At 66.3% G+C, this 26685-nt stretch carries 23 protein-coding genes; 18 read left to right on the top strand and 5 right to left on the bottom strand.

What is annotated here, in order from left to right; all coding sequences use genetic code 11:
• Positions 1-58 precede the first annotated feature (58 nt).
• The 5 genes from mptB to H977_RS0109120 all read left to right on the top strand — a co-directional run bounded on the left by mptB (position 59) and on the right by H977_RS0109120 (position 6179).
• Positions 59-1735 carry a polyprenol phosphomannose-dependent alpha 1,6 mannosyltransferase MptB gene (gene mptB, locus H977_RS0109140; RefSeq protein ID WP_029107575.1) on the top strand — a complete coding sequence of 559 codons (1677 nt, stop codon included), beginning with the start codon at positions 59-61 and terminating at the stop codon, positions 1733-1735.
• On the top strand, positions 1732-2667 hold the full coding sequence (locus tag H977_RS0109135; protein WP_029107574.1) for an ABC transporter ATP-binding protein: 936 nt from the start codon (positions 1732-1734) through the stop codon (positions 2665-2667). Before mptB ends, H977_RS0109135 begins: the two co-directional genes overlap by 4 nt.
• On the top strand, positions 2664-3443 hold the full coding sequence (locus tag H977_RS0109130) for an ABC transporter permease (protein WP_029107573.1): 780 nt from the start codon (positions 2664-2666) through the stop codon (positions 3441-3443). The genes H977_RS0109135 and H977_RS0109130 overlap by 4 nt, the downstream gene beginning before the upstream one ends.
• A 98-nt stretch (positions 3444-3541) precedes the next feature.
• On the top strand, positions 3542-4444 hold the full coding sequence (locus H977_RS0109125; RefSeq protein WP_196808202.1) for a COX15/CtaA family protein: 903 nt from the start codon (positions 3542-3544) through the stop codon (positions 4442-4444).
• A gap of 505 nt (positions 4445-4949) precedes the next feature.
• Positions 4950-6179 carry a DUF6236 family protein gene (locus H977_RS0109120; protein WP_196808194.1) on the top strand — a complete coding sequence of 410 codons (1230 nt, stop codon included), beginning with the start codon at positions 4950-4952 and terminating at the stop codon, positions 6177-6179.
• 89 nt (positions 6180-6268) lie between these two features.
• Here the strand turns inward: H977_RS0109120 and H977_RS0109115 are convergent, their stop codons facing one another.
• Complete coding sequence (locus tag H977_RS0109115) at positions 6269-7207, bottom strand: ATP-grasp domain-containing protein (protein WP_029107570.1); 939 nt, start codon at positions 7205-7207, stop codon at positions 6269-6271.
• 32 nt (positions 7208-7239) lie between these two features.
• Between H977_RS0109115 and H977_RS0109110 the strand changes: the two genes are divergently transcribed.
• On the top strand, positions 7240-8214 hold the full coding sequence (locus tag H977_RS0109110) for a quinone oxidoreductase family protein (protein WP_029107569.1): 975 nt from the start codon (positions 7240-7242) through the stop codon (positions 8212-8214).
• Positions 8215-8341: 127 nt separating this feature from the next.
• On the opposite strand, the gene H977_RS0109105 is transcribed toward H977_RS0109110, so the two are convergent.
• The gene (locus H977_RS0109105) at positions 8342-9271 is read right to left on the bottom strand and encodes a DUF1254 domain-containing protein (protein WP_029107568.1); all 930 of its coding nucleotides are present in this window, start codon (positions 9269-9271) and stop codon (positions 8342-8344) included.
• 62 nt (positions 9272-9333) lie between these two features.
• Entirely contained in the window at positions 9334-10266 is a 933-nt protein-coding gene (locus H977_RS0109100) for a heme o synthase (protein ID WP_029107567.1), read from the bottom strand.
• 232 nt (positions 10267-10498) lie between these two features.
• Here H977_RS0109100 and tkt point away from each other — a divergent pair, with 232 nt between their 5' ends.
• From tkt to pgl, 5 genes are read left to right on the top strand one after another with little or no spacing between them, the layout of a single operon-like run.
• The gene (gene tkt / locus H977_RS0109095; protein ID WP_029107566.1) at positions 10499-12589 is read left to right on the top strand and encodes a transketolase; all 2091 of its coding nucleotides are present in this window, start codon (positions 10499-10501) and stop codon (positions 12587-12589) included.
• A 25-nt stretch (positions 12590-12614) separates the two neighbouring features.
• Positions 12615-13730, top strand: a complete 1116-nt coding sequence (gene tal, locus H977_RS0109090; RefSeq protein ID WP_029107565.1) for a transaldolase — start codon at positions 12615-12617, stop codon at positions 13728-13730.
• Positions 13727-15277, top strand: a complete 1551-nt coding sequence (gene zwf, locus H977_RS0109085; protein ID WP_029107564.1) for a glucose-6-phosphate dehydrogenase — start codon at positions 13727-13729, stop codon at positions 15275-15277. The genes tal and zwf overlap by 4 nt, the downstream gene beginning before the upstream one ends.
• 31 nt (positions 15278-15308) lie before the next feature.
• A complete protein-coding gene (gene opcA / locus H977_RS0109080; RefSeq protein ID WP_029107563.1) occupies positions 15309-16220 on the top strand; it encodes a glucose-6-phosphate dehydrogenase assembly protein OpcA in 912 nt (303 codons plus the stop codon).
• Positions 16213-16920 carry a 6-phosphogluconolactonase gene (gene pgl / locus H977_RS0109075; RefSeq protein WP_029107562.1) on the top strand — a complete coding sequence of 236 codons (708 nt, stop codon included), beginning with the start codon at positions 16213-16215 and terminating at the stop codon, positions 16918-16920. The genes opcA and pgl overlap by 8 nt, the downstream gene beginning before the upstream one ends.
• A 122-nt stretch (positions 16921-17042) precedes the next feature.
• On the opposite strand, the gene H977_RS35210 is transcribed toward pgl, so the two are convergent.
• Positions 17043-17198 carry a hypothetical protein gene (locus H977_RS35210; RefSeq protein WP_155946569.1) on the bottom strand — a complete coding sequence of 52 codons (156 nt, stop codon included), beginning with the start codon at positions 17196-17198 and terminating at the stop codon, positions 17043-17045.
• Between the two features lie 51 nt (positions 17199-17249).
• Between H977_RS35210 and H977_RS0109065 the strand changes: the two genes are divergently transcribed.
• The 5 genes from H977_RS0109065 to H977_RS0109045 are packed head-to-tail and all read left to right on the top strand — an operon-like array spanning position 17250 to position 21560.
• Positions 17250-17627: a hypothetical protein gene (locus tag H977_RS0109065; RefSeq protein ID WP_029107561.1), complete on the top strand. Its 378-nt coding sequence runs from the start codon at positions 17250-17252 to the stop codon at positions 17625-17627.
• 51 nt (positions 17628-17678) lie between these two features.
• The gene (locus tag H977_RS36035) at positions 17679-17804 is read left to right on the top strand and encodes a hypothetical protein (protein WP_286162632.1); all 126 of its coding nucleotides are present in this window, start codon (positions 17679-17681) and stop codon (positions 17802-17804) included.
• A gap of 42 nt (positions 17805-17846) precedes the next feature.
• Positions 17847-19145 carry an MFS transporter gene (locus H977_RS0109055; protein WP_029107560.1) on the top strand — a complete coding sequence of 433 codons (1299 nt, stop codon included), beginning with the start codon at positions 17847-17849 and terminating at the stop codon, positions 19143-19145.
• Complete coding sequence (locus H977_RS0109050) at positions 19142-20419, top strand: ABC transporter substrate-binding protein (protein ID WP_029107559.1); 1278 nt, start codon at positions 19142-19144, stop codon at positions 20417-20419. The genes H977_RS0109055 and H977_RS0109050 overlap by 4 nt, the downstream gene beginning before the upstream one ends.
• Positions 20420-20435: 16 nt before the next feature.
• Positions 20436-21560, top strand: coding sequence for an FAD-dependent monooxygenase (locus H977_RS0109045; protein ID WP_029107558.1), 1125 nt, complete (start codon positions 20436-20438; stop codon positions 21558-21560).
• A gap of 6 nt (positions 21561-21566) precedes the next feature.
• On the opposite strand, the gene ppc is transcribed toward H977_RS0109045, so the two are convergent.
• Complete coding sequence (ppc, locus tag H977_RS0109040) at positions 21567-24383, bottom strand: phosphoenolpyruvate carboxylase (RefSeq protein WP_029107557.1); 2817 nt, start codon at positions 24381-24383, stop codon at positions 21567-21569.
• A 195-nt stretch (positions 24384-24578) separates the two neighbouring features.
• Between ppc and H977_RS32790 the strand changes: the two genes are divergently transcribed.
• Together H977_RS32790 and H977_RS0109030 are read left to right on the top strand one after the other, a co-directional pair.
• Complete coding sequence (locus H977_RS32790; RefSeq protein WP_036475496.1) at positions 24579-25565, top strand: substrate-binding domain-containing protein; 987 nt, start codon at positions 24579-24581, stop codon at positions 25563-25565.
• Positions 25566-25590: 25 nt separating this feature from the next.
• Positions 25591-26682, top strand: coding sequence for a galactitol-1-phosphate 5-dehydrogenase (locus tag H977_RS0109030; RefSeq protein ID WP_036475494.1), 1092 nt, complete (start codon positions 25591-25593; stop codon positions 26680-26682).
• The last annotated feature ends 3 nt before the right edge of the window (positions 26683-26685 follow it).

Here is a 26685-nt window from a genome sequence, read left to right as displayed (position 1 = left end):
TGACCTGGGCCACCGTTGCCCGTCGGAGAGTCCCTCGGCCGACGGTTACGCTGCCCTGATGGCAAGCCGCCTGTCGACCTTCAGCTCATCGATCGCCCGGTGGCACGGCGACGAACGGACTGTGGGGTCCCCTCTCAACCCCGCCGAGGTCGTCGCGCAGCGTCGTACCCGGCTGTTCGGGGCGACCGGAACCGTCCTGATGGCGATCGGCGCTCTCGGGGCGGGCGCCCGCCCCGTCGTGCAGGATCCGACTTTCGGGGTACGGCTGCTCAACCTGCCCTCCCGCATCCAGACCGTTTCGCTGACGATGACCACGACCGGCGCGGTGATGATGACACTGGCCTGGCTCATGCTCGGGCGCTTCGCCCTCGGCCCACGCCGGATGTCGCGCGGCCAACTCGACCGGACCCTGCTGCTGTGGGCCATCCCCCTGCTGGTCGCCCCACCGATGTACAGCAAGGACGTCTACTCCTACCTGGCCCAGAGCGAGATCGGGTACATCGGCCTCAACCCGTACCAGGTGGGCCCCGCCACCGGCCTCGGGCTCGATCATGTCTTCACCTTGTCGGTGCCCAGTCTGTGGCGCGAGACTCCCGCGCCCTACGGACCGCTGTTCCTGTGGATCGGCGAGAGTATCTCCGCCCTCACCGGCGAGAACATCGTCGCCGCGGTGCTGTGCCACCGCATCGTCGTGCTGCTCGGCGTCGGGCTCATCGTGTGGGCGACCCCGCGGCTGGCGCGACGCTGTGGCGTCGCCGAAGTCCCCGCGCTGTGGCTGGGCGCGTGTAACCCGTTGCTGTTCATGCACCTGGTCGCCGGGATCCACAACGAGGCGCTGATGCTCGGGCTGATGCTCGCCGGCACGGAATTCGCGCTGCGCGGCATCGATGCCGCGCAGCCTCTCATCCCCCGTCCGCTGAGCCGGCCGCACACCCGCGAGGACTGGCAGCACTGGTACCCCATGGCGATGCTGTTGTTCGGCACCGTGCTCATCACGCTGTCCTCCCAGGTCAAGCTGCCCTCGTTGCTGGCACTGGGATTTGTCGCGATGGCCCTGGCCTGGCGCCTGGGCGGCACCATCAAGGCGTTCTTCACCGCGAGCATTCCCCTCGGCGCGGTATCCCTGGCGGTCATGGCCCTGATCGGCTGGGTCAGCGGCCTGGGCTTCGGCTGGCTCGGCACCCTCGGGACCGCCAACGTCGTCCGCAGCTGGATGTCCCCGCCGACACTGGTGGCCCTCGGCACGGGTCAGGTCGGCATCCTGCTGGGCCTGGGCGACCACACCACGGCTGTACTGGCGTTGACCCGCGCCATCGGCGTCTTCCTGATCGCCATCCTGGTGAGTTGGCTGCTGCTGGCCGTGATGCGCGGACGCCTGCACCCGGTCGGCGGCCTGGGCGTGGCGCTCGGCGGCACGATCCTGCTGTTCCCGGTCGTGCAACCGTGGTACCTGCTGTGGGCGGTGATCCCGTTGGCGGCGTGGGCAACCCGGCCCGGGTTCCGCGGCTCCACGATCGCCATCACCCTGGTCGTCGGCATTTTCGGTCCGACCGCCAACGGCGACCGGTTCACGCTGTTCCAGATCGTGATGGCGACCCTGGCCAGCACCGTGATCGTGCTGATCTTGATCGGGCTGACGTATCGCCGGCTGCCGTGGCGCGCATCACGCCAGCCGGACATCAGCCCACCGCCGGCACCAGCCCAGACGCCCGACGCCTACGCTGAATCCCCGTGACCAAGCGCTCGTCGGCTCATCCGGTGTTGCTCCGCGGCGTCAGCAAGCGCTACGGCGCGACGACGGCGGTGTCCAACCTCGACCTCGAGGTGCAGCGCGCCGAGGTGCTGGCTCTGCTCGGCCCCAACGGCGCAGGCAAGACGACCACAGTCGAGATGTGCGAGGGGTTCATCCGCCCCGACGGCGGCCAGGTCGAGATCCTTGGGCTGGATCCGGTCACGGACAACGCCCGGCTGCGTGAGCGGATCGGCGTCATGTTGCAGGGCGGCGGCGGATATCCCGCGGCCAAGGCCGGCGAGATGCTCGATCTGGTTGCCTCCTACGCCGCAGATCCACTCGATCCGGCCTGGCTGATGGACACCCTCGGTCTCACCGAATCCGCCCGGACCACCTACCGGCGGCTGTCCGGCGGCCAGCAACAACGTCTGGCGCTGGCCTGCGCGGTGGTGGGCCGCCCCGAGTTGGTGTTTCTCGACGAGCCGACCGCCGGGATGGACGCACATGCCCGAATTGTGGTGTGGGAGTTGATCGATGCGTTGCGCCGTGACGGCGTGACGGTGGTCCTGACCACCCATCACCTCGCCGAGGCCGAGGAACTCGCCGATCGGATCGTGATCATCGACCACGGCGTCGCGGTCGCCACCGGCACTCCGGCCGAACTCACCCACAGCGGCGCCGAGAACCAATTGCGGTTCAGTGCGCCACGCAAGCTGGACCTGACCCTGCTGTCCGCCGCTCTGCCGGAGAACTACACGGCCACCGAGACCGCCCCCGGCGAGTACCTCGTCGAGGGACACATCGATCCGCAGGTACTGGCCACCGTGACGGCGTGGTGCGCCCGACTCAACGTGCTCGCCACCGATATGCGGGTGGAGCAGCGCAGCCTCGAGGACGTATTCCTCGACCTCACAGGACGGGAGCTGCGGCCATGACCAATGCGGGTCGATTCGCTCCGGGCACCTTCACCCCGGACCCCCGCCCGGCCAAGGTGCCGGCCATGCTCGCCGCCCAGTACGGGCTGGAACTGAAGCTGCTTCTGCGCAACGGCGAACAGTTGCTGCTCACCATGTTCATCCCCATCACCCTGCTGGTCGGGATGACGCTGCTGCCGCTCGGCTCGTTCGGCGAAGACCGGGCCGGCACGTTCACCCCGGCCATCATGGCCCTGGCATTGATCTCCACGGCGTTCACCGGGCAGGCCATCGCGGTGGCCTTCGACCGCCGCTACGGCGCACTGAAACGCCTCGGCGCCACAGCGCTGCCGGTATGGGGAATCATCGCGGGTAAGTCACTGGCTGTGGTGACCGTCGTGTTCTTGCAGGCAATCTTGTTGGGCGCCATAGGCTTTGCGCTGGGTTGGCGTCCGTCGCCGATCGGGCTGGCTCTGGGCGCGGTGATCATCGCGTTGGGCACCGCCACGTTCGCCGCGCTGGGCCTGCTGCTCGGCGGCACCCTCAAGGCCGAGATCGTGCTGGCACTGGCGAACCTGCTGTGGTTCGTGTTCGCCGGACTGGGCGCGCTCACCCTGGAAGGCGGCCCGGTGCCGTCGGCCTTGCGTTGGGCCGCCCGCCTGACGCCGTCGGGTGCGCTCACCGAAGCGTTGACCCAGGCGATGACGGTATCGATGGACTGGTTCGGCGTGGCCGTGCTCGTGGTGTGGGGTGTCGTCGCGGCGATCTGCGCGCTGCGCTGGTTCCGGTTCACCTGATCGCGGACCAGCCCTACTACGGGCTGTAGTTCCTGATCCACTACGATCAGGCCGTGCCCGTCGGAACAGCTTTCCAGCGACTGGTCGATCTGCTGCCCATGCCGAGCCTGCGGATTCAGCGCCTGATCGCGTTCCTGGTGATCCTCACCCAGGGCGGTATTTCCGTCACCGGGGCGATCGTCCGGGTCACCGCATCCGGGCTGGGGTGCCCCACCTGGCCCCAGTGCTTCCCCGGCAGCTTCACGCCCGTCCCACATGCCGAAGTCGCCGTCGTGCACCAGGTGGTCGAGTTCGGCAACCGGATGATCACCTTCCTCGTGGTACTGACCGCGATCGCCGCTGTCGTGGCCGTGACCAGGGCCCGCCGGCGCCGCGAGGTGCTGGTCTATGCCTGGCTCATGCCTGCGTCCACCGTCGTCCAGGCGATCATCGGCGGCATCACGGTGCGGACCGGCCTGCTGTGGTGGACCGTGTCGATCCATCTGCTCGCCTCCATGGTGATGGTGTGGCTCGCCGTTCTGCTCTTCGTCAAGATCGGTCAGCCCGACACCGGCGCACCGACGGCGACCGCACCGAAACCGTTGCGGCAGTTGACCGTCCTGAGCGCCGTCATTCTGGCAGCGGTCCTGGTGACGGGCACGCTGGTGACCGGTGCCGGCCCGCACGCCGGAGACAAGAGCCTCGACCGCGTGGTGCCGCGCCTGCAGGTGGAGATCACGACGCTGGTACACATGCACTCGTCGCTACTGGTCGCCTACCTGTCACTGATCGTCGCGCTCGGTTTCGGGCTCGCCGCGGTGCGGGCTCCCCGCCCCGTCATGGTTCGGCTCGGCGTCCTGGTGGCGCTGGTGTGCGCTCAGGGCCTCATCGGCATCGTGCAGTTCTACACCGGCGTTCCCGCCGTTCTGGTCGCTGTACACGTCGCCGGCGCCGCCACCTGTACGGCCGCCACCGCGGCACTGTGGGCGTCGATGCGCGAGAGGATCCTGGCCAGCGGTTAGGTCAAGCCTGACAATTGTTTCGGGTGTTGTACCTGAAGCTTGAGGCATGTCTCAGGGTCGATGGCCCCCTGCCGCGGAGGATCCCCGACGGCATTAGCCGCTCTAGCGGCAGCTTGACCAGGAGTCCATCCTGGGTTCGACAGTCTCGGAGGGCAATCTTCGAGTAGCGCGCTACTCATTTCAAGAGGAGTCGAGGGCGCGAGAATCGGTTCATGCGGTCGAGTGCCCCGGCGACACCCCAGACCTGCTTCATAGCGTGCGCCCCGCGCGTCGCTCAATCAGGTTTAGTTCGTGTGAGGTCGCGCCTGGACGCTGAACTGACGCCGGCGACCAGTGACCCGCTTGCAGTCTCGCCAAAGTCGCAGAACAGCACTCCTCGGGCGGCGGACGAAGGGGACCGCGGCAGGTTCGCGGATAAACGTCCCGATGCGCCCCGGTCACACCGACAGCAGAACCGACATGATCTGCCCATCGGGAGCACACAGGCAAGCGGAAAGGCGGATCAGTGTCCACAATCGGTCTCTACCACCCCTTCATACATTTCAAAGACAACGAGTGGCTGAAACTATCGGCTCTGTATTGGGATCGGATGGCCAGGATCGTCCCCCCAAGCTACTCGACTGACCCAAATTCAATGGCAGTTGCGAACGACTCGTCGACGACGCGCGAACTGATCGACAAATTAAACTACGTCGTGAACATTCACCCCACCGAAGCGACCTATCCAGTCAGTGACACGTTTGCACAATTGCTGGCAAACCACGCGCAGGAGTTACGCAAGCACTATGACGTTAGAAATGCGGATACGTGGCCGGTTGATCCGATAACCGCGGGCCATGCCCAGTTCCGAAATCCGCATCTCGCATACGTCAATATGGCGAAACTGACGGAAACAATTGCCGAACAACTGCAAGAAGAGCATCTCGCGCAAGCGCACGACCTGCCTGATAAAAAGTGGATCGGAATGCACTCCCGACTGGCGGCTGTCTACATGGCAGCGCTTGCCGAGGAGGTCGCCGTGGTCAACAGGTTTACCCCTGCGACCGCAGAAACCGTCGACCATGTAGCCGCACTCGGCTGGGGGCAAGACAGGGTCGCAGCGGCACTGTTGGGAAGTCGAGCGCTACTGCGCCGCCATCGCGCGCAGTCCCTGTGTGACAGCGACGAATCCGACAGTTCGCCTGTGGACCCGGAGGTGCCCGCCACACTCGCACTACTGGCCATTCGGGCAATCGTGCCGAAGGACCCAACGTCATTGACTGTGGACAAGATCGCCGCGATCAGAAATGAGTTCGGCCCCGAACTGTTCAAGCTCCAGGAGTTCATGAAGGCATTCGCCAATCAACGGCTGTCCGACCTGAACGAAGCCGAAGCTGACCCGCGTGCTGTGCGGGCCCATCTTGAGATGGCATACGAACACGAGATCAAGCCAATGGTTGGCGAACTGAAGCGAGCGTTACGCGGCCATGGAGTTGACACCGTTGAAACTGCACTAGCAACGTCGATAACGATGCCCAACGCATTGAGCGGGATTCCGGTTGACGATCCAGTCACTTATGGAGCCGCCGCTGTGTTGAGTCTTGTCCCTGCGCTTCGCGCTCAGCGCCGCGAGACCTTGAAGGCATACTACGAGTCCCCCGTCGGCTATCTCTTCCGCCTTGAGCAACAGCTCCAGCCTCACACCTTGATAGCTCGGATCGGACAACGGGTACGCAGTTTCGTCACCGGCATCTAGCTGAATCATCGATTCACCCGCATATTGAAGGGGCGACGGAAAGCGCAGCACCGACAGGGGTCCGGCAATTTCGGCCTGGCTGCCGCCCCTCAGAAACCCTTGTGCGACAGCGGTCCCAGCCCGAACCGCTCCAGTGTGTCTTCCACACCGACGGCGAACTGCCGCTCGGCATCCCCTCTCGCGTTCTGATCCAGCTGCCGGAATCCCAGTCCGGGTTCGATCAGTTCGAGCTCGAGCAGACGAGGATCCTCCGGGCCGCCGATCACATCGACCCGGGCATACACCAATTCCTCGGCAGCGATGTCGAACAGCCGGGTCACCGCCTCGACCGCCAGGCGCCCGACCCGCCACACCTCGTCCTCCGGTTCGATCGGGGCCAACGACTCCTGTGCGTAGGTGCCCGTCTCGTCGAACTCGGGCGACTGGCCCGGCGGGGGCAGGATCGGCCCCTTGTTGAATGCGTGGGATTCCTTGCCGCCGAGGAACACCAGCGCCGTCTCACCATCGGCGATCCGAGCGTCGTACGGCTGCACCAGCACGGCGCGCCCGTCGGCATGCAAGGCCGCCGCGTGGGCCAGGGCCTCCGAGTCGTCGACGAACCGCTGCGCTCCGTTCGAGCCGGCCCCCACCGCGGGTTTCACCACCACTTCACCGTCGGGTACGACGACCGGCTCGCCGACCGGGAAGTAACCGGTCGGGACCACGGGCACGCCCAGGCGGTGCAGATCGTGGAGGTAGCGCTTGTCGGTGTTCCACTCCACGATCTGGGCCGGGTTGATCAGGTGGCGCACCGACCGCGTCCAGCTCAGGAACTCATCGAGACGCTCGGTGTAGTCCCAGGTGGCCCTCAGGATCACCACGTCGGCGGCGAGGGTTTCCGGGTCGTCCCAGGGCAGCCAACGGGCGTGCAGTCCGCGGTTGCGCAGCGCCGTGAGCAGGCCGGCGTCGTCGCCGTCACCGTCGGGCAATGCCGCGCAACCGGCCAACACGATGCGGGGATGGAACACATCCGGACGGGCGAGCTTCACCCCCGCGATGATAGGTGTGGATGATGGATGGCGTGTATGCCATCGAAGTTGCCGAGACCGGCGGACCCGAAGTTCTGAGCTACGTCGAACGCCCCGAGCCCTCCCCTGGACCCGGCGAGGTACTGATCAAGGCCGAGGCCATCGGCGTCAACTTCATCGACACATACTTCCGGTCCGGCCTGTATCCGCGCGAGCTGCCGTTCATCGTCGGGTCCGAGGTCTGTGGCACCGTCGCCGCCATCGGTGACGACGTGGCCGCACTGGCCGTCGGCGATCGCGTGGTGACCGCGAACGCCACCGGCGCCTACGCCGACTTCTGTGTTGCCCCAGCCGACTTCGTCGCCTACGTGCCCGACGGCGTGGCTCCCGACGCCGTCGCGTCCGCACTGCTGAAGGGCATGACCGCGCACTATCTGATCAAGTCCACCTATGCCGTGCAGCCGAGCGACACCGTGCTGGTGCATGCCGGCGCCGGCGGTGTCGGCCTGATCCTCACCCAGTGGGCCACCAGCATCGGCACCCGGGTGATCACCACCGCCTCGACGCCGGAGAAGGCCGAACTGTCGCGACAGGCGGGAGCGGTGGAGGTGCTCGACTACCCCGAAGATCCGGCCGAGTTCGGCGACAAGATCCGCGATCTCACCGGCGGGGCGGGCGTGGCGGCGGTATACGACGGCGTCGGCGCATCGACGTTCGACGCCAGCCTGGCCAGCCTCGCGGTGCGCGGCACCCTGGCCCTGTTCGGCGCGGCCAGCGGACCGGTGCCGCCGGTGGACCCGCAACGGCTCAACGCGGCGGGCTCGGTGTTCCTGACCCGGCCGACGCTCGCCCACCACACCCGCACGGCCGACGAGTTCTCGTGGCGTGCAGGTGAATTGATCAACGCGATCGCCGACGGGTCGATCACCATCACCGTCGGTGGCCGCTACCCGCTGGCCGAGGCAGGCCAGGCCCACACCGACCTGCAGGGCCGAAAGACGGTCGGCTCGGTCGTGCTGGTGCCCTGAGCTTTCCGCCGCGCCCACGCCGATTTCCACCTCGGGGCTGCGCCGACGGCCGATCAACAGCCCGAGCGTAGAAGTCGACGTCGGCGCGGGGGCCGAATACGTCGGTGCGGGGCCAAACGTGGGGCGCCTAGACCGGCTCCGCCTCGGGGAACGTCCACGAACCGTCGAGGATCTCTGGGCGCGGGCGATAGAGACGCACGAGGTAATTCCAGCCCTCGGTGACGGGCAGCAGATTGGCGGCGCCGCTCCCGCCGAACTGCACGGTGGTGGCGCCGTCGGGATCCTTGGCGGCGGTGACGTTGTTCAGCGAGTAGGCGTTCTGCGGGTTCGCGGTGAAATAGCCGTCCTTGTTGTAGACCGTCACCGACCAGAATCCGTCCACCGGGACATCTTTCACCCGCAGGCGGTGCACCGTGGTGCCGTCGTTGCGCGCCGGCACCACAGTCAGGTACAACGCGTCGCGTGCCGGATTGCCACCCCAGGCGAATGCCGAGCCGATCAGGTGGCGTACGGGGTCCACGTCGTACTTGGCTCCGAACATCGCGTCCGAGTCGGCCAGCGTGGTGGACAGGGTGATGAGCGCATCACGAACCGTCTTCTGGCTGACCGGATCCCACTGCGGGATTTCGAAGAATCCCCGATCCGCCTGTGAGACGCCGATCGCATCCTGCAGCGCATGCACGGCGGCCAGATCGGCCGCGTCGCCCGGATCGACCAGAGTGCGCACCGCTGCTATCGCATAGCGGGTATCCACCGAATCACGGCTGAACGTCACCTCGGCCGGCCCGTAGGCGACGTTGGTCGTGTAGTGGTCTTCGCTGATCACCTGCAACGACATGAACCGGTCGGCGCTGTCTGGCAGCGTGATGGTGACGGGCCCGCCGTCGAGATCGAACACCGCCGCGGAATAGAGCGTGTCCCGGTTCTGCCGGATGACGAGCTGGTGATCGATCGGGGTCAGCTCGCGGTTGTGGAAGAACTGTCCGAATCCGCCATCCTTGACGGCATTGGCGAAATACAGGTCGGACTCGGCACGCGCGAAATTGTCGGGGCTCACCAACACGGTCATGTCCACGACGCTGCCACACCAACGATGTTGGCGCGCCAGGTTCGCGCGGCCTAGCGACCGAAGATCGTCGGGAGCGCCAGTGCGGAGTCGATGGCCAGCGCGCAGAACACCACGGCCAGATAGTTGTTCGACTGAAGGAACAGCCGCAGCGGCTTGACCGGTTCCCCGCGCTTCACCCCGGAGTACAGCTGGTGGGCCATCACCAGGAACCACGCACCGGCCAGCAGAGCGACAGCGCCGTAGAGCCATCCGGTGGCCAGGGCCAGCAGCAGCGTGGTGAGCACCGTCAGCCACGTGTAGATCAAGATCTGGCGGGTGACCTCGCGCTCGGTGGCCACGGCCGGCAGCATCGGCACACCGGCCGCCTTGTAGTCGTCCTTGTAGCGCATCGCCAGCGCCCAGGTGTGCGGCGGCGTCCAGAAGAAGATGATGAGGAACATCACCAGGGCCGGCCACTGGATGGTGCCGGTCACCGCGGACCAGCCGATCATCACCGGCATGCAGCCGGCCGCCCCACCCCACACCACGTTCTGCGAGGTGCGGCGTTTGAGCAGCAACGTGTAGACGAAGACGTAGAACGCGATCGTCGCCACGGCCAGCAACCCGGACAGCAGGTTCGAGGTCCACCAGAGCCAGCAGAACGAGGTGACCGAGAGCACCAGACCGAAGATCAGCGCGTGCCGCGTCGGTACCGAGTCCTTGGCCAGCGGGCGCCGCGCGGTCCGCTTCATCACCTTGTCGATATCGGCGTCGGCCACACAGTTGAGCGTGTTGGCGCCGGCCGCAGCCAGCCCGCCGCCGATCAGGGTGTTGAGGATCAGCAGCGGGTCAATGGTGCCGCGGTGCGCCAGCAGCATCGCCGGAATGGTGGTGACCAGCAACAACTCGATCACGCGCGGCTTGGTCAAGGCCAAATACGACAGAAAGGTGGTTCGTATGCGGCTCGGCGCCCCGTTGATGAGCCGGCGCTCGCGAATGCTCACGCAAATAACTCCTCGGGTGGCGTCACGCGGCTTCTACTACACACGATGGTAGACCGCCGCTCAGATACCTCAGCACCGCAGGGTCTGTTCCGGGGCAACTGCGGGTAAACGACCGGGTATCGGTGCGAGAACCAGTCTGCATCGGATGAGTCCGCCCCACTAGGGTGTTTGTCGTAGCAGCATGGCAACTGCGCGCACATGCCGGCAGACAGAAGACGAGGAAGTGAGCTTAGTGACCACCGCCGAAGAGATCACCGCTCTCACCCAGCCCAACCACCCAGATGACTGGACCGAACTCGACAGCGTTGCCGTCGACACCGTCCGGGTGCTCGCGGCTGACGCGGTGCAGAAGGTCGGCAACGGCCACCCGGGAACAGCGATGAGCCTGGCTCCCCTCGCCTACACGCTGTTCCAGCGGCAGCTGCGCCACGATCCCAGCGACACCAAATGGATCGGCCGGGACCGCTTCGTGCTGTCCTGCGGGCACTCCAGCCTCACGCTCTACCTGCAGCTCTACCTCGGCGGGTTCGGGCTGGAGCTGGCCGACATCGAGGCCCTGCGTACCTGGGGCTCGCTGACCCCGGGCCATCCCGAGTACCACCACACCAAGGGCGTGGAGATCACCACCGGCCCGCTCGGCCAGGGTCTGGCCTCCGCGGTCGGCATGGCGATGGCGGCTCGCTACGAGCGCGGGTTGTTCGATCCGGACGCCGCGCCGGGTGAGAGCCCGTTCGATCACTACATCTACGTGGTGGCCTCTGACGGTGACATGGAAGAAGGTGTCACCAGCGAAGCGTCGTCGCTCGCGGGCACCCAGCAGCTCGGCAATCTCATCGTGTTCTGGGACGACAACAAGATCTCGATCGAACACGACACCGACATCGCGCTGAGCGAGGATGTCCCCGCGCGCTACCGCGCCTACGGCTGGCACGTCCAGGAAGTCGAGGGCGGCGAGAACGTCGTCGGTATAGAAGAAGCCATCGCAGCCGCCAAAAAGGTCACGGACAAGCCGTCGTTCATCGCGCTGCGCACGATCATCGGCTACCCCGCGCCCACCAAGATGAACACCGGCGGCGTGCACGGTTCCGCGCTGGGCGCCGACGAGGTGGCGGCCACCAAGAAGATCCTGGGATTCGACCCCGACAAGAGCTTCGAGGTGCGTGACGACGTCATCGCCCACACCCGCGAACTGGTGAACCGCGGCAAGAAGGCGCACGCCGACTGGCAGGTGGCCTTCGACGCTTGGGCCGAGCGCGAGCCCGAGCGCAAGGAGCTCCTGGACCGGCTGCAGGCGGGCAAGCTTCCCGAGGGCTGGGACGCCGACCTGCCGCATTGGGAACTCGATTCCAAGCCGGTGGCCACCCGGGCCGCCTCCGGGGCGGTGCTGGCCGCCGTCGGTCAGACCCTGCCCGAGCTCTGGGGTGGTTCGGCCGACCTGGCCGGCAGCAACAACACCACCATCAAGGGCGCGAACTCCTTTGGGCCGCCGTCGATCTCGACCGAAGACTGGAACGCGACCTGGTACGGCCGCACGCTGCACTTCGGCATCCGTGAGCATGCGATGGGCGCGATCCTGTCCGGCATCGTGCTGCACGGCCCGACGCGGCCCTACGGCGGAACGTTCCTGCAGTTCTCGGATTACATGCGCCCGGCTGTGCGTTTGGCTTCTCTGATGAACATCGATCCGATCTACGTCTGGACGCATGACTCGATCGGCCTCGGCGAAGATGGCCCGACGCACCAGCCGATCGAGCACCTCGCGGCGCTGCGCGCGATCCCGAACCTCTCGGTCGTGCGCCCGGGCGACCCGAACGAGACCGCCTACGCGTGGAAGACCGTGCTGGAGCGCACCGCCAGCACCGGCCCGGTGGGATTGATCCTGACCCGTCAGGGTGTCCCGGTGATCGAGGGCACCAGCGCCGAAGGCGTGGCCCGCGGTGGCTATGTACTGGGCGGCACCCCGGACGAGAACCCCGACGTGGTGATCATCGCCACGGGTTCCGAACTCCAGCTCGCCGTCGCAGCGCAGAAGCTGTTGGCGGACAAGGAGATCAACGCCAGCGTGGTGTCGATGCCATGTGTCGAATGGTTCGAATCGCAGCCCAAGGAGTACCGCGATTCGGTGCTGCCCCCGGCGGTTTCGGCACGGGTGGCGGTCGAGGCCGCGGTGGCGCAGAGTTGGTACAAGCTGGTCGGAGACACCGGCGAGATCGTTTCGATCGAGCACTACGGCGCCTCCGCCGACGACAAGACGCTGTTCCGTGAGTTCGGTTTCACCCCCGAGGCTGTGGCTGCAGCTGCGGAACGCTCCCTAGACAACTAGTAGACGCCAGCAGGAGAAGGCGAACATGACTCAGAACCCGAATCTCGCGGCGCTGAGCGCCGCAGGTGTATCCGTCTGGCTCGACGATCTTTCGCGCGAGCGGCTGCAGACCGGCAATCTGCAGAACCTGATTGACACCCGCAGCGTCGTGGGTGTGACCACCAACCCGTCGATCTTCCAGGCCGCGCTGTCGAAGGGCACCGCCTACGACGCCCAGGTCAAGGAACTCGCCGAGCGGGGCGCCGACGTCGACGCCACCATCCGCACCGTCACCACCGACGACGTCCGCAACGCCTGCGATGTCCTGGCCAAGCAGTACGAGGCCTCCGACGGCGTCGACGGCCGGGTGTCCATCGAGGTCGACCCGCGGCTGGCCCACGACACCGACAAGACGATCCTGCAGGCCATCGAGCTGTGGAAGATCGTCGACCGGCCCAACCTGCTGATCAAGATTCCCGCGACGCTGGCCGGGCTGCCGGCGATCACCTCGGTGATCGCCGAAGGCATCTCGGTCAACGTCACGCTGATCTTCTCGGTCGAGCGACACCGCGCTGTCATGGACGCCTACCTGGCGGGCCTGGAGGCAGCCAAGGAAGCCGGCCACGATCTGTCCAAGATCCATTCTGTCGCATCGTTCTTCGTGTCCCGGGTCGACACCGAGATCGACAAGCGGCTGGAGAAGATCGGCTCCGATGCCGCGCTGGCCCTGCGCGGCAAAGCCGGTGTGGCCAACTCGCGACTGGCCTACGCGGCCTACGAGGAAGTCTTCGGCGGTGAGCGCTTCGCCGCGCTCAAGGGTTCCGGCGCCCGCGTGCAGCGCGTGCTGTGGGCCTCCACCGGCGTCAAGAACCCGGACTATTCGGACACGATGTACGTCACCGAGCTGGTCGCCCCGCACACGGTGAACACCTTGCCGGAGAAGACGCTGGAGGCGGTCGCCGATCACGGAAAGATCGCCGGCGACACCATCACCGGGACCGCGGCGGCCTCCCAGGACACGTTCGACAAGCTGGCAGCCGTCGGCGTCGACCTTCCCGACGTGTTCAAGGTGCTCGAGGACGAAGGTGTGGACAAGTTCGAGAAGTCCTGGCAGGAGCTTCTCGACGCGACGCAGGGTCAACTCGACGCCAGCGCGCGATGAGCCCGCTCAACGACAGGTCGGAGGCTGCCTGGCGTAACCCGCTGCGGGACAAGCGCGACAAGCGCATGCCCCGCATCGCGGGTCCGTGTGCGGTGGTGATCTTCGGCGTGACCGGTGACCTGGCCCGCAAGAAGCTGATGCCGGCCATCTACGACCTGGCCAACCGCGGATTGCTGCCACCGAGCTTCGCGCTGGTGGGCTTCGCCCGCCGCGATTGGGCGGACGAAGATTTCGGCAAGATCGTCTTCGACGCGGTCAAAGAACACGCCCGCACACCTTTCCGCCAGGAGGTCTGGGACCGGCTGGCCGAGGGATTCCGGTTCGTGCAGGGCACTTTCGACGACGACGCCTCGTTCGAACGCCTCAAGGACACGCTGCACAAACTGGATGTCGAGCGCGGCACCAGTGGCAATCACGCGTTCTACCTGTCCATCCCGCCGAAGGCGTTCCCCCAGGTCTGCGAGCAACTGTCGAAATCGGGCCTGGCCGACAAGCCGGAGGGCAGCTGGAGCCGGGTGGTGATCGAGAAGCCGTTCGGTCACGACCTCAAGAGTGCCGAGGAACTCAACGCTGTGGTCAACAGCGTGTTCCCGGAGTCGTCGGTGTTCCGCATCGACCACTACCTGGGCAAGGAGACGGTTCAGAACCTGCTGGCACTGCGCTTCGCCAACGAGATGTTCGAGCCGGTGCTGAACTCGCACTATGTCGACAGCGTCCAGATCACCATGGCCGAGGACATCGGGCTCGGTGGCCGCGGCGGCTACTACGACGGCGTCGGTGCCGCCCGAGACGTCATCCAGAACCACCTGCTGCAACTACTGGCCCTGACCGCCATGGAAGAGCCGGTGAGTTTCTCCCCCGCAGAGCTGCAGGCCGAGAAGATCAAGGTACTTTCGGCGACTCGCCTCGCCGAGCCGCTGGACGAGACCACGTCCCGGGGACAGTACGTCGCCGGCTGGCAGGGCGGTGAAAAAGTCGTCGGGCTGCTGGACGAGGAAGGCTTCTCGAAGACGTCGACCACCGAGACGTTCGCCGCCATCACGCTGGACGTGGACACCCGCCGCTGGGCAGGCGTGCCGTTCTATCTGCGCACCGGAAAACGCTTGGGCCGCAGGGTCACCGAGATCGCGCTGTTGTTCAAGCGCGCACCGCACCTGCCCTTCGACGCCACGATGACCGATGAGCTCGGCCAGAACGCACTCGTCATCCGGGTCCAACCGGACGAAGGCATCACCCTGCGGTTCGGGTCCAAGGTCCCGGGCCACATCATGGAGGTCCGCGATGTCAGCATGGACTTCTCCTACGGCTCGGCCTTCGCCGAGGAGTCACCCGAGGCCTACGAACGCCTGATCCTCGACGTGCTGCTGGGCGAGCCATCGCTGTTCCCGGTGAACGCCGAAGTCGAATTGTGCTGGAAGATCCTGGATCCCGCGCTGGAGTACTGGGCTACGCACGGTAAGCCCGATCCGTACGAGTCCGGAACGTGGGGCCCCGATTCGGCGTTCGAGATGCTGCGCCGGTCGGGCCGGGAATGGAGGCGGCCGTGAGTCGAGCCGTGATCACAGAAGGAGTCGGCCAATGATCGTCGATCTGCCCGACACCAATACCGGGGCCATCAACAAGAAGATCGTCGCCCTGCGTGAGGAGGGCGGTGCGATCACCCTCGGTCGGGTACTGACGCTGGTCATCGCTCCCGATACGGAGGCGTTGCTCGAGGAGTCCATCGAGGCGGCCAACGCGGCCAGCCGCGAGCATCCGTGTCGCGTGATCGTGGTCATTCCCGGGGACCGGTTGTCCACCGAGGCCCGGCTGGATGCCCAGCTGCGGGTGGGCCGCGACGCCGGCGCCAACGAGGTCGTGGTGCTGCGATTGTCCGGTCCGCTGGCCAACCACGCCAGCAGCGTGGTGACACCGTTCCTGCTGCCCGATACCCCGGTCGTGACCTGGTGGCCTGATCTGGCGCCTGCCGTCCCCGCACAGGATCCTTTGGGCAAGTTGGCGATTCGCCGGATCACCGACGCCACCAACGGCGCTGATCCGCTCGCCTGCATCAAGAGCAGGCTCAACAGCTATACCGCCGGTGACACCGACCTGGCCTGGAGCCGCGTCACCTACTGGCGTGCACTGCTGGCCGCGGCGATCGATCAGCCGCCGCACGAACCCATCACCTCCGCGCTCGTGTCCGGGCTCAAAGACGAACCCGCGCTTGACATTCTTGCCGGCTGGTTGGCCAATCTGATCGACGGACCGGTGACCCGGACAACCGGCGAGTTGAAGGTCGAGCTGACCAGACCCAGCGAAACGGTCACCCTGGCGCGTCCGCAGACCGGGGTCACAGCCGTGCTGAGCCGGACCGGCAAACCGGATGCGTTGGTGCCGCTGGCCCGCCGGGAGGCCAAGGAGTGCTTGGCCGAAGATCTACGCCGGCTCGATGCCGACGAAATCTACTACGACGCACTCACGGGCATCGACAAGGTGACATATGTCTGAGCGCATCATCGAGACCTACGCCGACGCAGAGGCATTGGCGGCCGCCGCAGGTGCCAGGCTGATCGGAGCGATCACCTCGGCGATCTCCACTCGCGGCTCGGCCGACATCGTCCTCACCGGCGGCACCGTCGGGATCGCGTTGCTGCGCCATGTGGCCGGTGCCGAGATCGAATGGTCGAACGTGCAGCTGTACTGGGGCGACGAGCGCTACGTGCCGCAGGGCGATGCTGAACGCAACGACCAGCAGGCCCATGATGCGCTGCTGGAGAGCATCAACATCCCGCCGGCGAACGTGCACCGGATGGCCACCAGCGACGGCGAGTTCGGTGACGCCATCGCAGACGCCGCCGCCGCATACGAGCAGCAGCTGCCCGCGCAGTTCGATGTGCACCTGCTGGGTATGGGTGGGGAAGGACACATCAATTCGTTGTTCCCCGACACCCCGGCGGTACGCGAAGACACCCGGCTGGTGGTCGCGGTGACCGACTCCCCCAAGCCGCCGCCACGCCGGATCAGCCTGACCCTGCCCGCGATTCAACGTTCCCGCGAGGTGTGGCTGGTGGTCTCCGGTGAGGCCAAGGCCGATGCGGTTGCCGCTGCGATCGGCGGTGCCGATCCCGTCGACGTCCCCGCCGCCGGTGCGATCGGCAAGGAAAAGACCGTGTGGCTACTCGATGAGGCCGCCGCCGGCAAGCTCTGAGCCCGGCGTTACGACTCGCGAACACCAAAGGGTGCCTGCCGCTCCGAGATTGCACTGTCCGAGATTGCACTGAGGGACAGAATCAGCGCCGGTGTTGTCCGTAGCTTCAGTCTCGATGTGGACTAGTCGTCGGTGACGCCATGGCACCGGTCCGTCGTCGCGTCTGCCAGGGCCTCGGCGTAACCGGCCAGGTAGTCAGCCACCTGATGGTTGGATGTGACCCGGTCAGCGGCATCAGCCGACCGGGCCCGGTGTTCGCAGAATTGCCGCACAGCCATTCAGACGCGGTTCGCCCGCGTTTGGTTCCCTCCCCCGCCATACTGTTCGGCATGGCAGACAAAGGGGACGGCCGGGCACGCCCCAATTCCGGACGACAGAGAATCCGGACTCTGACGCAGGCCGCACTCAACGCCGACATGACGGTGGAGCAGGTCGATACCCTGCTCACCGATCTGAGCACCACGCTGGTCGACCTCAACAAGTCGACCGGCGGCCTCGATGCCACCCTGGACCGGTTCAACGACACGATCACCCGCATCGACGAGCTCGCACCGCGTCTCATCGGCGTCGTCGAACGGCTGGAGTCGATCGTGGATCGCGTCGAAGTGATCGTCGGCATCGGTGAGGCGGTGATGTCGCCCCTGGCCGCCACCGAGAACGCGATACGCGGCGTGGTCAAGGCGATACGCGCCCGGACCACCCTCTAGGAACGCCCTCTAGCAAACGGGACGCTCGCCGCCTCCGTTACAGTGGTTGCCATGGGTGCCGGATTCGACAGCGCAGACGCACATCCCGTGCGCGTTGCCGCGTCGTTGGCACCGAGCTTTCTGGCGTCGATCTGGAACCGGGCCCGCCTGGCGCCGCTGAAGAGGATCTCGGGTTAGCTCCCGCTGCCCATTTGATCCTGCTATCAGCTTCGAGGCGTCATGAAGCCGTCCCTTTACGCCGTTGCGGCGTCGCTCTACCTGACCGAATACACCCTCTACTCCAACTCGTCGTCGGCCGTGCTGTTGAACTCGGCGATCGCCGACCACTTCGGCATCCCGTTCTCACTGGCTGCCTACATCGGGGTGGCATTCCTGGCCGGATTCTGCCTGGCGTTGCTGCCCGCCGGCCTGCTCTCGCATCGTTGCTCTCCGACTGCCGCCTTCTTCGCCAGTTCGGCGGTGCTGGCCGTTCTCGGCGTCGCCTCAGCTCTCAGCTCCGAATTCTGGGTTCTCATCGGGTTGCGGTTCCTGCAGGGCATCGCCTCGGCTGTGCTGGCACCCCAGATACTCCGGATCGTCCGCGCGCAGTTCTATCCTGACCACCATTCGGCCGTGCTGGGAGCGTGGGGGCTGGTGGTGTCGGCATCAGCCCTGTGCTCACCACTGATCACCGCGCTGCTCAACGAGCTGTGGGGCTGGCGTTCGTTTCCCTACGAGACGGTGGTGACAACGCTCGTGGCGATGGTGCTGCTGGCGCCGGCACCGCCAAACCCCGGGTCGCCCGACGCCGAGAGCGCCACGACAAGCCGGCTGGCAGTCCCGGTCGTCGGGCTCGCGGCGGTGCAGCTGGCGATCTTCCTGGCGATCGGTTCGGCCACCGCCCTGCACACCAAGGTCGCCCTGCTCGTAGTGGCAACGATGTTGGGAATGGGGTTGCTCGTTCTGCGCAGCCGGTCGCAATCGCGCGTGCTGTCGGGAAGTCTGGTCGTGGTATTCGTGGCCGGCATCGCGACGAACGTGTTCACGTTATCGGCGGTGTTTGTGCTGCAACAAGTTCGGGGCCTGAATTCGTATGGCTCGGCACTGTTCCTGTTGCCGATGGCATTCGTCGCCGGCCTGATCCCGATGCTCAAATTCGGCAGGCCCGGGGACAATCGGAAGAGCACCCGCCTGGTGTGCATCGGTTCGGCCTTCCTGATCGTGGCCGGTCTGAGCCTGTCCACTCAGCTGGTACTGGTGAGTGCGGCGCTGATGGGCGCCGCGATGGGATTCCTGTGGAGTTCGTTGGCCAACAACGTGCTGACCAATTCGACGGACATCCCGTTCGATTCCAGCCTGTACCACTACCTTCGGGCGTTGGGTGCCGGGATCGGGGTGGCCACCGGAGCGACGATGATCGATCACCTGGGCACCGCACTGTTCGGCGGCGCAGCGGTGCTGGTGACGGTGGCCGGGCTGATCGCCATTCTGGCCGCCCGCGCGGCATGGCAGGCAACACAATTGGTGCGGGTGCTATGAAGGGCGACCTCACATTCGGCTGGCCGACGCACCAGCTCACCGACGATCCTCGACTGGCCTACAACAGCATCTCGAAAACGTACTGCCGCATGATCTACGAAAGCCTGCTCGACATCGACCCTGACAGCGGGAAACTGCTGCCGTGGCTGGCCACCTCGTGGCACTACCGCGACGCGCTGACGCTGGACCTGACGATCCGGTCGGATCGGCGTTTCTCCGACGGCGCACCGCTCACACCTGCGGCCGTCGCTCAGAGCTTCTCCGAGATCATTGCCATGGAACAGGTTTCACCGCTTCCCGCCGCGGTCACGATGCTCACCGGACTCGAACGCACCGAGACCGGCGACGACAGCGTGACGTTTCACTTCACGCGACACAATGCGGCGTTCCTCCGGTCGCTGGCCGGCGTGAACCTGGCGATCAGCAGTGGGTCGGGGCTGGGTACCGGGCGATGGCGCCCAGTCGCCGGTGGCGTGACCGACGGATCCCACCGGCTGATGTTCCGCGAGGCCGACACCGGCGACCTGTACGCGGGCATCATCGACGGCTACCACATCGCCGAGATCCACAACCCGGGCATCAGTTACGGATTGTGTCCCAATGCTTCGCGCGGTCCACTGGCCGACCCCAGGGTGCGCCGCGCACTGACGCTGCTGATCGATCGCCGTGCCCTGTCGCCGGTCCTGGATGACCATGGGTACACCGTCGCGTCGTCGGTGCTCTCCCCGACGACCGACGGCTATCGCGACTTCTCCGCCGAGCTGGCCTACGATCCGCAGACCGCCCATCGGCTGCTCGATGCCGCCGGTGCTCAGCAGCTTTCGTTCGAAGTGGTGTTCAACAGCACGTTCTCCCCCGTCGACACCACACTTCTCAGCGCGGTGGCCGCACAGTGGAAGCAACACGGCATTGAGCTCAAGCTTGCCGATATCGGCTTCCCGGCACTACGCAATCGCCAGGAGTCCGGAGATTACGACTTCCGGTTCTTCTATTTCACCGGCAGCGACCCCGATCTGTTGCGCTACCAATTCGCTGTGGCGCACCGGAACATGAACCGCCGCACCAGTCCAGACGATCTCGACATACTGCTCGATGCCCAACTCACCTGCGATACTCCGGACTCGCGCAGGGAGCTCGTGCAGGCAGTCCAGCGTCGAATCCTCGCCGATGGCCTCTGGCTGCCGCTGTGCAATGTCCGCACTGTCACCAGCTTCCGCCCGGGTGCGGTGTCCGGGGTCCACCTCGACGCCGAAGCCCTGGCTCGAATCCCCTGAACCTGAAGGAACTCTCATGGATATCGCCATCGTCGGCGCCGGCCTGGGCGGCCTGGCCGCCGCCGTCGCGCTACAGCATCACGGCCATCGTCCCGTCGTCTTCGACAAGACCCGCAAGCTCGGCGAGGTCGGCGGTCCGCTGGGGGTCTCGCCGCAGACGCTGCGACTCCTGGACCGGTGGAACATCCTCGGTATGTTCAACGAAATATCTTCGGCCACACGGTTCTTCGAGAACCGCGATCAGCAGGGGCGACTGGAGAAGATCACCGACTACGCAGCCACGCCGGAGGCCGGTGCCGAACATGGCCGGTTCGGCTACGCCGACGCCGAGGTGTCCCCGCGCACAGTGCACCGTGCCGACCTGCACAGCCTGCTGGTCTCGGCCGTGGGATACGAACAGGTGCGGCTGCGGCATGAACTCGCCGGTATCGCCGAGCGCGAAGATCACGTCGAGCTGAGCTTCACCAACGGTGAGACAGCCCGGGCCGGGTTGGTGATCGCAGCCGACGGCCTGCGGTCACGAGTGCGGAAGATGTTCGGCGACGACGACATTCACTACTGCGGCTCGGTGATCTTCCGCGCCGTCAGCCCCGCCGAATGCCTCGACATCTCCAACGACCGGCTGAGGTCCTGGCATTCCGCGGACTACGCCAAACATGTCATCTCCATGCCGGTGCGGGCCGGCCGGCAGGTGGCCGTGGACGCCACCCTCGGGGTCGACGAGCCGCCGCTGCATCTGTGGTCGGCCCAGGCCGATCTACAGGCGTTGGCCCGTCAGTTCGACGAGTTCGATCCAGCGGTCGGGCGGATGCTGCGCGCCGCGACGAGTCCGGTCTACATGCACCCGGTGTACGACCGAGAGCCGATCGACCGGTGGACCAGTGCACGGGTCGCACTACTCGGGGACGCAGCCCACCCGATGACACCGTTCGGCGGCCAGGGCGCCAACCAGGCCATCCAAGATGCCGCCGAGTTGGCCGCCCAGATCGGCACCGCGCGCGACGGCGACCTCACCCAGGCGCTGCGGCGTTACCAACGCATCAGAACGGAGCAGACGGCCGAAATCCAGCGCGCTGCGAGGGCTTACGCCGACCGCCGGGCTACCGTCTCGCTGCGGCTCGCCGATGTTCTCGTGAGCTAGCCACAACTACCCGCTGTTGCGCAGCGCGGTCGCCAGACCGCTCATGGTGAGCAGGATGCCGCGCTGCACCCGTTCGTCGGTATCCCCGGCCCGGTACTGGCGCAGCAACTCGACCTGCAGGTGATTGAGCGGTTCGAGGTATGGAAACCGGTTGAACACCGAGCGGGCCAGCGCCGGGTTGTCGGCGAGCAGGTCGTCATGACCGGTGATGAGCTTGTACATCGCAATCGTGCGCTCGTGCTCGGCGACGATCTTGTCGAACACCCTGGTGCGCAGCTCTTCGTCGTCGACCAGCTCGGAATACCGGGCCGCCAGCCCCATGTCCGACTTCGCCAGCACCTGAGCCATGTTCGACAGCACCGTGCGGAAGAACGGCCAACGCTCATAGAGGTCCTGCAGCACCGCGACCCGGGTTTCGTCGTCGCCGATCCATTGTTCGAACGCCGTGCCGGTGCCGTACCAGCCGGGCAGCATCACGCGGGACTGACTCCAGGCCAGCACCCATGGGATCGCCCGCAGGTCGGCGATCGAGGTGGTCGGTTTGCGTGAGCTGGGACGGCTGCCGATGTTGAGCGCGCCGATCTCACCGACCGGTGTCGACGCCTTGAAATAGTCGACGAATCCCGGTGTCTCGTGGACTAATTCGGCATATGCCTGTTGCGCCAGGGCGGCCAGTTCATCGAGCACCTGGTAGGCCGGCTCGGCTTCGTCGCCCAGGCCCTCGACGTCGAGCAAAGTGGATTCCAGTGTCGCGGCCAACAGGGTCTCCAGGTTGCGGTGCGCGATCCGTGGTTCGGCGTATTTTGCCGCGATGACCTCGCCCTGTTCGGTGATGCGCAACGACCCTTTCACCGCACCGGGGGGCTGCGCCAGGATCGCGTCGTAGCTCGGGCCGCCGCCGCGGCCCACTGTGCCGCCCCGGCCGTGGAACAGCCGCAACCGGATGCCGGTCTTGCGCGCTGCCTCGACGAGATCCAGTTCGGCCCGGTACAGGGCCCAGTTCGCCGCCAGGTAGCCGCCGTCCTTGTTGGAGTCCGAGTAACCCAGCATCACTTCTTGGTGCTGTCCGCGTGCGTTGACGATGCTGCGGTACACCGGCAGGGCCAGCGCCTCCTGCAGGATCGACGAGCCTCGCTGTAGATCGTCGATGGTTTCGAACAGCGGCACGATGCCGACGGGCGCGTACACCTCGCCATGAGCCGCACCCGAAACATCGAGCAGCCCGGCCTCTTTGAGCAGGACCGCTGCCTCGAGCAGGTCCGAAACCGACTGACACATCGAGATGATGTAGTTGGGCACGGCCTGCGGTCCGAAGACGGCGACGGCCCGCGCCGCGGCGCCGACGATGTCGAGTTCTTTACGCGCCAGCTCCGACAGCTCGGCGCCTTCGCCGATCAGGGGACGGCGCGTGGAGATCTCGCCCGCGAGCAGTTCCACCCGCTGCGATTCGGGCAGCGACGCGTAGTCGGGATGCACCCCGGCCCAGGCCAGCAGCTCGGCCACCACCTGCTCGTGCACCTCGGAATTCTGCCGCATGTCCAGGCCGCACAGATGAAACCCGAAGACCCGCACGGCTTCCCGCAACCTGGACAATCGATCGTCAGCCACCACCGCACTGCCGTTGGCACGCAACGAAGCGTCCACGGTGTCGAGATCCGCCAGGAATTCCTCCGGTGTGGGATACGCCTGGAGACCGAGGTCGAGCTCGTGTTCCGGTTGCTCATCGAGGATTTCGCGGCCGGCGGCGGTCAGTCGGGCATGGATCACCCGCAGCGCACGCCGGTACGGTTCGTCGGCACGCGCCGGCTCGTGGCAAGCGTCGGCCAGCGAGGCCAGCCCGTCGCTGACGGTGACCAAACGGGCCGACATGGACAGCTCTTCTTCCAGTGCGGTGATCTCGGTGAAGTAGTGCTCGAAGGCCATGTAGGCGGCTCGCCCGGTGGCCAGCCGCACGACGCCCGCGTCGACATTGGGATTTCCGTCGCGGTCACCGCCGATCCAGCTGCCCGGCCGCAGGATTGGCTGCTCCAGCAGATGCGCGCCGGGCCAGCGCTCCCGCAACGCCGTGCGCACCTCGGCGTTGACCTGCGGGATCACCTCGAAGAACGCCGCCGGGTAGTACCGCAGCCCGGTTTCGATCTCGTCGGAGATCTTCAGCCGCGACAGCCGCACCAGCGCGGTCTGCCACAGCGTGAGAATGTGGCGGCGCAGTTCGACCTCGATGTCGCGGCCGTCGGGTGTGCGGGTCTGTCCGTGCAGCCGCAGCCGCATCAGGTCGGTGACGCGGTGCTGGGTGTCAAAGACGGTGCGGCGCCGGGTTTCGGTGGGATGGGCCGTGATCACCGGTGCGACGAGTGCACCACTCAGCACGTCGGCGACGGCGGCCGCGGGTAATTCCCCGGCGGAGGTCGCCTGGTCCAGCTTCCGGTAAGTGGCGGCCAGGCTGCTGTCCTGTGGCGGCTCGCCTGCTGCCTCGTGCACCGCGCGGCGGCGCTCGCGGTGGATGTCCTCGGCGACGTTGGCCAGCAGGGCGAAGTGCGTGAAGGCACGGATGACCGGAATGGCCCGGCGGGCGTCGATGCCCGAGAACAGTTCGGCGAGCTCGGCGCGATCGATCTCCGAACGACGGACGCGGAAGGACTCCACCCGGGCTCGCTCGACCAGATCGAAGACCTCATCCCCGTTCTGCTCGCGCACGGTGTCGCCGAGAATGGCACCGAGCAGCCGGATGTCCTCTCGCATCGGCTCGGTGGCCTCGCGTCCCACTGACGTGCGCTGAACTGCGCCGATCGGGTCAAGTGTGGTCTCGCTAGATTCCGCCATGCGTCCAGTATCGGCGTGACACCGACGAGTTGCAGGGCCAGCTGAGCCCGAACCGACGGCCGGGCCCGCACACCCGTGTGCTCATATGAGCAAAGTTATGCGCATATGTTGACTCGCTCACATGTCCATTCCTAACGTGATGGTCGTCATGCGCGGCCCCACTCCGACTACCGGCGCGCACACCGAGGAGGAACAGTGAGATTCACCAGAGCTTCGAAGATCGCGCTCGGAGCCGCAATGGCAGTAGCCCTCTCCGCAGCATGCTCCGTGCCGGGCGACAATGGCGCCGAGAGCACGAAGACGGTGGCCGACGGGCCGGTGAAGATCGGTTTCAGCCAGGCAACCCAACAGAGCCCGTTCTACGTCGCGCTCACCGATTCCGCGAAGGCCGAAGCCGAGGCGCAGGGCAACGAGTTCTTCCACGCCGACGCCAACGGCGACGTCACCAAGCAGAACAACGATGTCCAGGATCTGATCACCCGCGGGGTCAACGTGCTGGTGATCAACCCGGTCGACCCGAAGGGCGTGACGCCGTCCCTCGCCGCCGCGCAGGCCGCGGGTGTCAAGGTGATCACCGTCGATCGCCCGGTCGAAAAGGGCGCCGCGTCATTCGTCGGGCGCGACAACAAGGCCATGGGCGAGCTGGTCGGTAAGGCGGCCGCCGACGCCCTCGGGCCGTCCGGCGGCAAGATCATCCAGATCCAGGGCGACGCGGGTGGAGCGGTGGCCCGCGATCGCCGGGACGGATTCCTGGCCGGGGTGTCGACCCAACCCAGCATCACCGTCGTGGACGGGCCGTACTGCGACTACACCAGGTCGAAGGCGGTCACCGCCATGCAGGACCTGCTGCAGGCCAACCCAGATCTGAAGGCCGTCTACGCCCAGAACGACGACATGGCGCTGGGCGCCCTACAGGTTCTCGCCGAGAACCACCGCGCCGACATCAAGGTCTTCGGAGTCGACGGCCTGATGGAGGCGGTTCGTGCCATCGCCGACGGCGACCAGTACATCGCCACCGCGCTCAACGACCCCAACGCCGAGGGCCGGCTGGCCATGGAGACCGCGGTCAAGGTCGCCAGAGGCGAGTCGGTGCCGGAATTCGTCGACGCCGGAACGGATCTGGTGAACAAGTCCAACGCGCAAGCTCTGGAAGGCGAATCAACCTTCGCCGCCGGCAAATAGCCCAACACACGAGGAGACACGGTCAATGACAACCCAGGCACCTGCCCCGGTGAGTCTGTCGGTACCACCGACCCCGCCCGCGACGATGACCGCGGCGGTGATGTACGCCCCCGGGGACATCCGGGTCGAACAGGCACCGGTACCCAAACCGGGACCGGGCGAAGTGCTTCTCAAGGTGGCCGCATGCGGAGTGTGTGGCTCCGACATCCCGCGGATGCTGCGCAACGGCGGATACGTCATGCCCATCATCTGCGGGCACGAGTTCTCCGGCTGGGTCACCGAACTCGGCGACGGTGTCGACGGGTTCGACGTGGGCGAACTGGTATCGGTGCCACCGCTGATCCCCTGCCGCAGCTGCGAATTCTGCGCCAAGGGCGCGTTCGGACTCTGCGAGAACTACGACTACTTCGGCAGCAGGTCCGACGGCGCCTACGCGCAGTACGTGGTCAGCCCGGCGGGCAACCTGCTGAAGCTGCCCGCGGGCATCGACCCCCGCGCCGCCGCCATGCTGGACCCGGCCGCGATCGCCCTGCACGGGCTGTGGAAGACCAACCTGCGGGCCGGACACCGCGTCCTGGTCATCGGTGCCGGGCCGATCGGGCTGTTCGCCGTGCAATGGGCCAAGCTGCACGGCGCCGGTCAGATCGTGGCCGTCGACCTCAGCGAGGAGAAGGCCGCGATGGCCCGCGAGGCCGGAGCCACTCATGCGGTACAGGGCGTCGAGGAAGCCCGCGCCCTCGGTGGACGAGGTTTCGACATCGTCCTGGAATCGGCCGGGGTGCCGGCCACCGCCGATATGGCGGCGAACCTGACCGGCCCGCACGGACACGCGGTCTTCGTGGGCATCCCGCACGCGCCGGTGACATTGGACAAGGACACCTTCAACAAGTTCATGCGGCTGGAGACCAGCCTGCACGGGTCGTGGAATTCGTTCTCGGCGCCGTTCCCCGGCGATGAGTGGCGCACCGCCGCTGCGATGATGGCCGAAGGAAAACTCAAGTGGGAGTTCATGATCACTCATGAACTGCCGCTGTCGGACCTGCCCGGGATGATGCAGCAGCTCGGGGACCGGGCGATCTTCTCGTCCAAGGTGCTGTTCCTGCCCAACAAGGACTGAACC

Source organism: Mycobacterium sp. URHD0025, from assembly GCF_000426065.1.
Lineage (GTDB): Bacteria > Actinomycetota > Actinomycetes > Mycobacteriales > Mycobacteriaceae > Mycobacterium.
The sequence above is the reverse complement of the archived record's forward strand: the minus strand, read 5'-3'. Positions and strand labels throughout refer to the sequence as shown.

Excerpts from the sequence above, each read along its gene's own strand:
- H977_RS0109055 (WP_029107560.1), top strand. The coding sequence starts at position 17,847 with ATGAAGCCGTCCCTTTACGCCGTTGCGGCGTCGCTCTACCTGACCGAA.
- H977_RS0109125 (WP_196808202.1), top strand. The coding sequence starts at position 3,542 with ATGCCGAGCCTGCGGATTCAGCGCCTGATCGCGTTCCTGGTGATCCTC.
- tal (WP_029107565.1), top strand. The coding sequence starts at position 12,615 with ATGACTCAGAACCCGAATCTCGCGGCGCTGAGCGCCGCAGGTGTATCC.
- ppc (WP_029107557.1), bottom strand. The coding sequence starts at position 24,383 with ATGGCGGAATCTAGCGAGACCACACTTGACCCGATCGGCGCAGTTCAG.
- pgl (WP_029107562.1), top strand. The coding sequence starts at position 16,213 with ATGTCTGAGCGCATCATCGAGACCTACGCCGACGCAGAGGCATTGGCG.
- H977_RS0109030 (WP_036475494.1), top strand. The coding sequence starts at position 25,591 with ATGACAACCCAGGCACCTGCCCCGGTGAGTCTGTCGGTACCACCGACC.
- H977_RS0109050 (WP_029107559.1), top strand. The coding sequence starts at position 19,142 with ATGAAGGGCGACCTCACATTCGGCTGGCCGACGCACCAGCTCACCGAC.
- opcA (WP_029107563.1), top strand. The coding sequence starts at position 15,309 with ATGATCGTCGATCTGCCCGACACCAATACCGGGGCCATCAACAAGAAG.
- H977_RS35210 (WP_155946569.1), bottom strand. The coding sequence starts at position 17,198 with ATGGCTGTGCGGCAATTCTGCGAACACCGGGCCCGGTCGGCTGATGCC.
- H977_RS36035 (WP_286162632.1), top strand. The coding sequence starts at position 17,679 with ATGGGTGCCGGATTCGACAGCGCAGACGCACATCCCGTGCGCGTTGCC.
- H977_RS0109045 (WP_029107558.1), top strand. The coding sequence starts at position 20,436 with ATGGATATCGCCATCGTCGGCGCCGGCCTGGGCGGCCTGGCCGCCGCC.
- zwf (WP_029107564.1), top strand. The coding sequence starts at position 13,727 with ATGAGCCCGCTCAACGACAGGTCGGAGGCTGCCTGGCGTAACCCGCTG.
- H977_RS0109130 (WP_029107573.1), top strand. The coding sequence starts at position 2,664 with ATGACCAATGCGGGTCGATTCGCTCCGGGCACCTTCACCCCGGACCCC.
- H977_RS0109065 (WP_029107561.1), top strand. The coding sequence starts at position 17,250 with ATGGCAGACAAAGGGGACGGCCGGGCACGCCCCAATTCCGGACGACAG.
- mptB (WP_029107575.1), top strand. The coding sequence starts at position 59 with ATGGCAAGCCGCCTGTCGACCTTCAGCTCATCGATCGCCCGGTGGCAC.